This is a genomic window from Shewanella sp. SR44-4 (assembly GCF_014163715.1).
GTDB lineage: Bacteria > Pseudomonadota > Gammaproteobacteria > Enterobacterales > Shewanellaceae > Shewanella.
Window position 1 is genome coordinate 19,925 of sequence record NZ_JACJDU010000055.1, and the last position, 9,697, is coordinate 29,621.

Consider the following 9,697-nt stretch of genomic DNA (forward strand, 5'->3'; position numbering starts at 1 on the left):
CTTTCAAACAGTCCTTTGCCCTGCTAACTGCGTTGAATCGACTTACAATAGGCTAGCTATTGACGCGTCAATTCGCCTTGTTCGCATAACCAATGACAAGCTTGAAAGTGAGGAGGGTTAACATGCTGATTTTAAATAGCATAAGTTCATCCCTTATCCCAAATTCAGGTTAAGTTGATTGATGAGTAGGCTTTATGAGTAAAGCCTACTCGATAAAATACTAAAGACTTGCTGGTAAGGCTCTGAGTAGCGGGAAGGTATTGTTCATGTGGCCTTCTGTTACCACAAAACCGATTATCTGTTTTTGCTCATTGTACGCTTTTACTGAGCAACCCAGAGCATCAATATCAACCTGCCACGATGCAACGTCAATTACGGTATTCCCGCCTAATTGAATGGGCATTTGCGGTGTTTTAACTTTGACTAACATAGCCGGTAGTTTCAAATCTGTCGGTTGGCCTAATAAGGTTTTCGCTAACGCATTGGCGCTTAACATAATGGGCTGCAAGTAGGACATCACCTTACCATTGATTTCGGCGCAATCTCCTAAGGCATAAACATTGTTCGCTGAGGTTTGCAGTTGCAGATTAACCACTAAGCCATTATTGACTTTGAATCCTGACTTTCGTGCTAAGCCAACATTAGCCTTTAATCCCGCAGCTGAAATAACACAATCGACAATATGGGTATTACCACAACTGAGTGTGGCACAAATACCTGATTCAGTTTTGTTTAGCGAACTAATGGTACGGCCAAACTCAAATACAACACCGTTATCGACCATCTTCTTTTGTAAAACACTGGCGACTAAATCTGGCAGCATGGTTGCCATCACGCCGTGACTTGGATCAACCACCACGACGTTTTTACCGCTGCGATTAAGATCCATGGCTATTTCAGTGCCGATAATACCCGCGCCAATAACCAAAACACGTTGTGCATTTTGTAGTTGCAGCTGCGCATTATTAAACTCACTAAGACTGTTTAAGGTGACCACACTGTCTGTTGCGTTACCAAGCATTGATGGCACAAAGGTTTTTGCTCCTGTTGCTAGCACCAGTTTTGTATAAGGATAAGCAACACCTTCAACAAACACCGCTTGCTGTTCACTATCAATGCAATCAACCTTGGTAAAAGCATGCAGAGTAATATTATTCTCGGAGGCAAACTCTTGTGCAGTAAGGCGGATTAAGTCCGCACTGTTTTGCTTGTTACTAAATACATGGCTCAAGTCCGGTTTATTATAATCGTGGCCTTCATCAAGGGTGAACACGGTTATCGGTAAATGCTTATCTGTGCGTCTAATGGTTTTGATTAGTTGATATGAGCCAAAGCCGCTACCGATGATAATGATGGGGGCGCTCATGATGCTTTCCTCTCAGCGATAGGGACAAAAACATCTTTGCCAAGGCCGCAATCTGGGCAAAGGAAAAAGTCTGGCACTTCGCTCCAAGGTGTACCTGGTGTTACATCTTGATTAGGCTCACCCAATACTGGCTCATATACCCAATTACACACAGTGCAGAGCATATTTTGTGAATCACTCATTGCCGTCGCTGTTGTACATGTCGGTTTGGTTGCTTGAGTTGCTTGAGTTGGCTTAGTGGTTACAGTGGCTTGAGCACTCTTAGCTAGCGATGCCGGTGAAATGGATTTTACATTACTTAAATCATGCCATGCCCAGCTTTTAGCTATCTGGCGACCGTGCTCACGGCATTCGCGCATCGCTTTACCATCTGGTCGCCATTTTGCTTTTAAGCCGACAATGGTTTCAAATCCGGCATCTGTAAGACGGGTGTGAATACGGTCAACTGCGCCGCCGTTCCAGCCATAACTTCCAAATGCACCGGCTTTTTTATCTTTAAAGCGCAGGCCTGTGATCTCTTCTAGCATTCCCGCGACTTTCGGCATCATGACATTGTTCATGGTTGATGAACCCACCAAAATACCTTTGGAGCGGAACACGTTAGCTAATATGTCATTTTTATCATGACGGGCCACGTTAAACACTTTAACCGACACAACAGGGTCAACGTCGTGGATGCCTTGAGCAATGGCATCGGCCATCATGCGGGTGTTATTAGACATCGAATCATAAAAAATGGTGATTCTGTCTTCTTGATAATTATCTGCCCATTGCAGATATTGATGAATAATTTGTGCTGGGTTGTCGCGCCACACTACGCCATGGGCGGTAGCAATCATGTCAACGGGCAGGTTAAAGCTTAGCACCTCGTTAATTTTGGCGGTAACCAGCGAGCTAAACGGGGTTAAAATATTGGAATAATAGCGTAAACACTGATCCATCAATTCAATTTGGTCTACTTCGTCATTAAACAAATGCTCATCGCAGTAATGCTGACCGAACGCATCATTGCTAAACAACACAGCATCTTCCGTTAAATAGGTCATCATGCTGTCAGGCCAATGCAACATAGGGGTTTCAATGAACACCAGCTGCTTACCGTTACCAATGTCTAAGGTATCGCCGGTTTTAACGATATTAAAATTCCACTCTGTATGGTGATGTAAGCCAGTAATAGAGTCGATAGCATTTTCGGTACAGTAAATCGGGGTATTAGGAATTTTAGCCATTAAAGCCGCTAAGGCACCTGAGTGATCTTCTTCCGCATGGTTAATGACGATGTAATCAATCTTATCGAGATCAATTTCCATCTCAAGGTTTTGGATAAATTGCAGGCTGAAACGATGGTCAACAGTATCGATTAAGACATTTTTCTGTTCACGAATAAGGTAACTATTATAACTGGTGCCTTTGGTGGTTTTATATTCAGTACCATGGAAGTCCAATATTTCCCAGTCACGTTGTCCGACCCAATCGATGTTATTTTTAATGTGAATTGTCATATGTACACCTGTAATAAATTAGAAGTTAAAGTTGATAGAGATATTTCAAAAGTTAACTTCGTTATTGCAGAGTGCATGCCAACTGTTTATCTTATTGATTATATGCAGGTAATGTATATTTAGTGAATTTTATTGATGTCATAAAGACACACTGTGAACTGTCAATATGACGCTAAATTGTCATATTGACTTCTTATTGTGTTATAAAACGACATTATTGATGAAATGCCAATCACAGGCTTTATCGCTATTTATCAGCTAATACAAACTGAGATAAATGCTTGCTTCAGTTGCATTTTGTAATGTTATTGTTATTACATTAAGCTAAGGCTATTCACTAGAATACGATAACCACGAAATTTACTGAGCTGTTTATGTCGTAAAATTTGTATTAATTCAATCCCTTTGGATGTCAGATATAAAAAGGATGTTAGATGATAGATTTTAATAATAAAGGTTTTTTCAAACTGAAGCAGGATTCTGATTTTGCAGACAAAGCCCGCGATTTACTTATCGATGATGAACGAGTCATTGATTCATATAAATCCATGCGTGATGGTGTCATTTTTACCAGTAAAAGAATTATCGCTGTTAATGTTCAAGGCATTACAGGAAGTAAAAAAGATTTTACATCTTTGCCTTACAAAAATATTGTCGCTTACTCAATTGAAACATCGGGGACATTCGATCTCGATTCCGAACTAGAAATATACTTTTCAGCGATAGGCAAAGTTAGGTTTGAGTTTACTGGTAAGGCCTCAATGCTGGAGATATCAAAAATAATCTCAGGTTATTTATTATAGTTCTGCAAATGCCGCTATTGTCAATAATTGCTTAATAAATTGATAATTTCAACAAACGAACCATTAAGGTTTAATCTGTTGTAAAATATGAGTTTAGTCTAGAATTTAATGCTGAAACTGAGGAGTGTTAAGTGGGTCGTTTCGTCAGTTATCTGGCGTCGAGAAAGACTAAAACGTGGGGTGTAAAATTGTAAATATGGCTAATGTTCAAATCAGAGTGTTGCTGATGAGTGATTGGGGAATCTATAGAAGGTTACGTTTATTAGCATTACAAGACTCGCCAGATTCGTTTGGCTCGACTTATGAACGAGAAGCTGAATTTACCGACGAAGAGTGGATTTCTCGTCTTAATGCAAGCAATCGAGCAAAGCATGCATTGCCACTGATCGCTGAACTTGATGGCGTCGCTGTAGGCTTAGCATGGGGACAGATCCATAGTTCTAGTTCTATTCCTATGAATACTGATGCTGCACATGTGTATCAAATGTGGATGTCACCACGCGCACGCGGATATGGACTTAGTAAGTTATTACTGAATAGCATTATTGATTGGGCCAAAAAATCTAATCGAAAAGTCGTTTGCTTAGAGGTTACTATTGCTAACGAGGCCGCTGTTAATCTCTATAAATCAATTGGTTTTGTTGTTGCTGGTGAAACACAGACTCTACGAGAGGGTAGTGCATTACTGACTCAAACCATGATACTGGAGTTATGTGGTTAATAAATGAGTCATGTTCTCAATAAAATCGACGTTTTCAGCAAAATAGTTTTCAGTAAAATCGTTTTCAATAAAATCTAGGTGACACGACTCACTTTTAGGGTATTGTCGCAACGGTTTAATTAACCACGTTTCGCTCATTAACTGAGTGGCTTTTACAATGGAGTGTAAAAATGAATGAATCTCAAGCAGATAATATTATCCAATCTTATGAAACGGATAGCATTACCGCTTTACGTTCAGATTTAGATAAACTGAGACCCAAACCATATACTTGGTTAATCCAATGGCTGATGTGTTTGGCGACTATTGGCGCTATTTTATATATTGCAAAAGTAGACCTATTAGTAGAACAAAATTTTGTGTGGTTGCTACTGTTATTTGTCGCGATTGGCTTTAGCCATCGAGATGATTATTTAGCTCATAAACGTATCGATTTGGTGATTAAACTACTCGATAAAAATGCATTTCATAAACGATCATAGTTCAAAAGGAAGCCTTGGCACATGGATATTATGATTGATGATTTACAGGGCTCTGGCGTGGTTGAGTTACTGCAAGCACATTTGGCTGACATGTATGCAACATCGCCACCGGGTAGTGTTCATGCATTAGATATTGAAGCCTTAAAACATCCATCAATTACTTTTTGGTGTGCCAAACAAGGTGACATAGTACTTGGGTGCGTAGCGATAAAACAGTTAACGCCAACCCACGGCGAAATTAAGTCTATGCGAACGGCTGCAATGGCGAGAAACCAAGGAGTAGCATCGGCATTGTTATCGCACATATTGGGCGTAGCTAAGTCTTGTGGTTATCAGCGGTTGAGTTTGGAAACTGGATCGATGGATTTTTTTGCGCCAGCAAGGCGTTTGTATGAACGACATCAATTTGATTACAGCGGCCCATTTGCGGACTATGAACTAGATCCTAATAGCTTGTTTATGACAAGATTAATTGAGTAAATTGATTTGTGATAAAGGTAAAGCCTAGCAAAGCGCTAATTTATGAAATGTGTAAGCGACTATTACTCTTCTTCATTATTTTTGGCATTGCCATCGTAATATTAATGACTCCAGAAGGTGAGTGTGTAGCATTTTTTAGCCATAGCTTGTGCACAGGAAAAGATAAGTGGGTTATTGTAAAGTGGATTTTTTTGTTTGATTCATTGTTACTGGCATACACAGCTTTGCCTGTGCTGCATTACTTAGCGCTAAGATTTTTAATTAAGCGTAAAAACTGACCTCTAAATGGGTTTTGAAAAGCTTAATGATTTACAACCTTTCTATCATTGATCTAAACAAGCCAAACTCAGTTATAGCATTAGCATAACTGAGTTTGGCTTGTTTTATATTAGTGCTGCAGTTTCCAGACAAAGCGTTATTAATACTATGCCTAGCAGGCTTGTTCACTCTCAACAATTTGTTGAATATCGTGCGGGTGTACTTTAACGCAAATGCCATTGGCCTTAAATGCGATAGTTGGGTTAGCAAGGCGCTCTTTATCACCTTTTGGCGAACTTTGTTTAACCTTAATATCACTGTTTTCGTCACTACCTGCAATAGTATTACCTGCAATAGTATTACCCGCAATAACATCAGCCAGTAGTGGCACTTTTTCGATAAGCTCTGCGACGAGTTCATCACAGGTTTGTGCCTGTGATGGGAACACTAATTCGATATGCTCCCAACCTTCAACCGGATAAGATTTGTCAGATGGAAAGGGCAGTTCAACACATTGAATTTTCATCGCACCGATAACTAATGGTTCGGCTAATTTAATGATTAAAATCGGCCGACCGTTGATGATGTTATTTGAGATGATTTTGCCGTGTTGACTAAATTCATCGACGAGTAACTGCGCTGTTTGATTATCATTCACCCGCAGAGCAGCATGATCACAATTCAATGCTAAGTTGTCTAAACCTAACCGATGAATAAACACGCTAATGCGCTGACTAAAGTCTGCCCAAGTATGTTGTAGATGTTGGTAATTCATTTAATAACCCAAGAAACAAAGCAAAAAATGGTATGGTTGAGATTGAATAAGCTTATGGCCATATTTCAATCGGTGTACCAGCATCAATCATTTGCCACAATTCATCCATTTCTTTGTTGGTGACGGCAATACATCCATTGGTCCAGTTGTACTTTTGTGCTTCTTCTGGCGGTAAAGTTGAACGAGGGTTTTCACCGTGGATCATAATCATGCCACCGGCTCTAATGCCTAATGCATCAGCTCGTAATTTATCTTCTTCATTGGGATAAGAGATATGAATCGATTTATAAAATGCACTATCAGATTTTTTATAATCTAATACATAACGACCTTGCGGAGTACGTTGATCACCTTCTTTAAGCTTATGACCACTTGGCACATCGCCCATGGCAATAAGGTAACTTTTAATCACTCTTCCGTCACGCATGACAGATAAGCGTGATTCAGATTTATTGACGACAACTAAATCTACTTTTGCTGTAGTTTGGCTTGAAGAGGCAACCGCCAATGACGGGCTGAAAATTAAGGCTATAAATATTATGTACAACGCGCGCATGAAATCTCCGTAAACCAATGACCTTTTTAATTTTTATTGTAAAATGACCCTATTTCGAATGTTAAAACTCGACAGTCAATGTTAGATTTTAACGACAACAAGGGTTAATTGATATTAGTTAACCGAGTTTATTTGCAATTTATTACCCGAGACAGTGAATATTAAGATGAATATCGAAGAAAAATCTGACAGTCCACTAAAAAAACAGCTTAGAAGTGTGATTTTTGGTACCGAAACCCCAGCAGGAAAACGTTTCGATATTGCCCTTATGGTCTGTATTGTACTGAGTGTGATATTGATTTTTATCGATACCACAGAATATGTTAATTCCCTTTACGGTGACTATATTAGTATCGCCGAATGGACCTTTACGGTATTGTTTACCGTTGAGTACATATTAAGACTCTATTGCTCGCTTAATCGGTTACACTATGCACGCAGTTTTTTTGGTGTAGTGGATTTAGTGTCAATTTTACCCAGTTATTTAGGGTTGATTTTCCCTGGTGCCAATGTCGCGTTGGCGTTAAGAGTACTGCGTTTATTCCGGGTGTTTAGAGTATTAAAGTTACTTCGATACCTAAGCGATGGCCAAATATTGCTTAAAGCCATGGTGCAGTCTGGTCGAAAAGTGTTTATGTTTTTCTTCTCGGTAAGCCTGATTATTATGGTGTTAAGTGTGGTTATGTATGTGGTTGAAGGCCCTAACAATGGCTTTACTTCCATTCCTAAGTCCATGTATTGGACCGTAGTGACCATTACCACCGTTGGCTACGGAGATATTACGCCGCAAACGCCATTGGGCCAAGGGATTGCGGCACTTACTATGCTGATTGGTTATTCGATTATTGCGATCCCCACCGGTATTTTAACCGCTGAAATTTCACATGAAATGGTCAGAACCCGTGATTTACGTAAATGCAGCAATTGTGGCAAAAAAGGCCACGATAAAGATGCTGAATATTGTAATCATTGTGGTAGCGAACTTGAAAAACTCTAGGGTTACAGCCTGTAAAGCTGATTTAGATTTGATTTTTATTATAGACACACAAGGATATTGATGACCGCTGCTAAATTTGTTGAGGGTTCCATTTTACGCCATATCCTGGTGATGAGCTCTACTGCTGCTGTGGGTATTTCGGCACTTTTTGTGGTCGACTTACTCGATATTTTCTTTTTAAGCTTACTTGGTGAAATAGAGCTCGCCGCCGCAGCAGGTTATGCTAGCACGATTTCATTTTTTACGACTTCGATAGGTATCGGCTTATCGATTGCTCTAGGCGCTTTGGTGTCAAAAGCGGTGGGGTCGAAAAACATAAAGTTAGCCAAGAGATTATTTTTAAACAGTGCCATCGTGACGTTAATTACCAGTGTGCTGGTGGCTGCAGTTGTCATAGCGTTTATTCCCGAATTGTTAGCGTTGGTGGGTGCAACAGGGCGCACTGCGGAATTGGCTGAAAGCTATTTGTATATTCTGGTGCCATCCTTACCATTTATTTGTTTAGCAATGGCGCTTGGCGGCGCGCTGCGTGCAGTGGGTGATGCCAAACTATCGATGATGTCGACACTAGCTGGTGGCGGTGTTAACGCCGTATTAGACCCTATCTTTATCTTTAGTTTATCAATGGGTATTGAAGGTGCTGCGGCTGCATCGGTATTGGCCCGTATTGCGGTGTTTGTCATCTCAGCTCGCGGAGTGGTGGTTAAGCATAAGCTGTTAGGTCAATTTTCGTGGATTGAGTTCAAGCAAGACCTAGGGGTTATTTTTGCCATAGCCGCACCTGCAATGCTCACCAATGTGGCAACTCCCATTGGTAATGCGGTGGTAACGCGTGCCATAGCTGATTTTGGTGATAGTTATGTAGCTGGCTGGGCGGTATTAGGACGTTTGATCCCCGTCTCGTTCGGGATGATTTTTGCACTGTCTGGCGCTGTCGGACCGATAGTGGGGCAAAACTTTGGTGCCAATGAAATTGAACGAGTTCGATTGAGTTTAAACAAAGCGATTCAATTTTGTGTTGTTTATGTTCTGGTGGTGTCACTGGTACTGTTTTTATTACGAAATGTCATTATTAGTAGTTTTGATATGAAAGGCGATGCGGCAGAGCTTATTTTGTTTTTCTGTCAGTACATCGCGGTGTTCTTTATCTTTTCGGGCATTTTGTTTATTGCCAATGCCTCATTTAATAATTTAGGTAAGGCTAAATACTCGACCTTTTTTAATGTCGGTAAAGCAACCATCGGCACCATACCATTTGTGTATTTTGGCGCCCAGTGGGGCGGTGTATTTGGGGTGTTAATTGGTCAGGTGATTGGGGCAATTATATTTGGTGTGATAGGTATTTTATGTGCATATCGATTAGTCGACAAAATTAGCCGCCAAGGTATGCTTTCAGCGGGTGCTAATCGACAACTACTAGAAGACGATGCGATAAACATTGATATGGTGGCTGCTCCTTCACCTATGCCAGGGCGCACTCAGATGGCTCAATTAGATGAAGACCCACTGTGTAAGCAAGTTGCTCAACAAGATAACGCCGATACAGCCAATGGCAACACAAATGATACTGAAAAATCCGGTGCTGATAGCGCTAGTACCGATAACATTGGCAGTGAGAAAAACAGCGATAAAATCAATTGATCTGATAGATGCTATGTAGATGTAATTTAGTGTAGATGTGACTTCGTTTAGATGTGACTTCGTTTAGATGTGACTTAGTTTAGATGAGACTCAGTGAAGATGAGACTCAGTGAAGA

Annotated in this window: 10 protein-coding genes; 6 read left to right on the forward strand and 4 right to left on the reverse strand. The window is 40.4% G+C overall.

Annotated features, from left to right (window positions below; genetic code table 11):
- Positions 1 to 220: 220 nt before the first annotated feature.
- Positions 221 to 1,366: an NADH:flavorubredoxin reductase NorW gene (gene norW, locus H5125_RS18940; protein WP_182745025.1), complete on the reverse strand. Its 1,146-nt coding sequence runs from the start codon at positions 1,364 to 1,366 to the stop codon at positions 221 to 223.
- Positions 1,363 to 2,868: an anaerobic nitric oxide reductase flavorubredoxin gene (gene norV / locus H5125_RS18945; RefSeq protein WP_101087494.1), complete on the reverse strand. Its 1,506-nt coding sequence runs from the start codon at positions 2,866 to 2,868 to the stop codon at positions 1,363 to 1,365. The genes norW and norV overlap by 4 nt, the downstream gene beginning before the upstream one ends.
- A 434-nt stretch (positions 2,869 to 3,302) precedes the next feature.
- Between norV and H5125_RS18950 the strand changes: the two genes are divergently transcribed.
- The 4 genes from H5125_RS18950 to H5125_RS18970 all read left to right on the forward strand — a co-directional run bounded on the left by H5125_RS18950 (position 3,303) and on the right by H5125_RS18970 (position 5,354).
- Positions 3,303 to 3,671: a PH domain-containing protein gene (locus tag H5125_RS18950; RefSeq protein ID WP_182745026.1), complete on the forward strand. Its 369-nt coding sequence runs from the start codon at positions 3,303 to 3,305 to the stop codon at positions 3,669 to 3,671.
- 226 nt (positions 3,672 to 3,897) lie between these two features.
- The gene (locus tag H5125_RS18955) at positions 3,898 to 4,392 is read left to right on the forward strand and encodes a GNAT family N-acetyltransferase (protein WP_182745027.1); all 495 of its coding nucleotides are present in this window, start codon (positions 3,898 to 3,900) and stop codon (positions 4,390 to 4,392) included.
- A 170-nt stretch (positions 4,393 to 4,562) separates the two neighbouring features.
- On the forward strand, positions 4,563 to 4,874 hold the full coding sequence (locus H5125_RS18965; protein ID WP_101087497.1) for a hypothetical protein: 312 nt from the start codon (positions 4,563 to 4,565) through the stop codon (positions 4,872 to 4,874).
- Positions 4,875 to 4,895: 21 nt separating this feature from the next.
- Positions 4,896 to 5,354 carry a GNAT family N-acetyltransferase gene (locus H5125_RS18970; RefSeq protein ID WP_101087498.1) on the forward strand — a complete coding sequence of 153 codons (459 nt, stop codon included), beginning with the start codon at positions 4,896 to 4,898 and terminating at the stop codon, positions 5,352 to 5,354.
- Between the two features lie 430 nt (positions 5,355 to 5,784).
- On the opposite strand, the gene H5125_RS18975 is transcribed toward H5125_RS18970, so the two are convergent.
- Both H5125_RS18975 and H5125_RS18980 read right to left on the reverse strand, forming a co-directional pair.
- Positions 5,785 to 6,387, reverse strand: coding sequence for a VOC family protein (locus H5125_RS18975; protein WP_182745028.1), 603 nt, complete (start codon positions 6,385 to 6,387; stop codon positions 5,785 to 5,787).
- Between the two features lie 52 nt (positions 6,388 to 6,439).
- Positions 6,440 to 6,943, reverse strand: coding sequence for a murein L,D-transpeptidase family protein (locus tag H5125_RS18980; RefSeq protein WP_101087500.1), 504 nt, complete (start codon positions 6,941 to 6,943; stop codon positions 6,440 to 6,442).
- Positions 6,944 to 7,109: 166 nt separating this feature from the next.
- On the opposite strand from H5125_RS18980, the gene H5125_RS18985 reads away from it, so the two are divergent.
- Together H5125_RS18985 and H5125_RS18990 are read left to right on the forward strand one after the other, a co-directional pair.
- Positions 7,110 to 7,940, forward strand: a complete 831-nt coding sequence (locus tag H5125_RS18985; RefSeq protein WP_162022836.1) for an ion transporter — start codon at positions 7,110 to 7,112, stop codon at positions 7,938 to 7,940.
- A 60-nt stretch (positions 7,941 to 8,000) separates the two neighbouring features.
- On the forward strand, positions 8,001 to 9,581 hold the full coding sequence (locus H5125_RS18990; RefSeq protein ID WP_182745029.1) for an MATE family efflux transporter: 1,581 nt from the start codon (positions 8,001 to 8,003) through the stop codon (positions 9,579 to 9,581).
- Positions 9,582 to 9,697 lie beyond the last annotated feature (116 nt).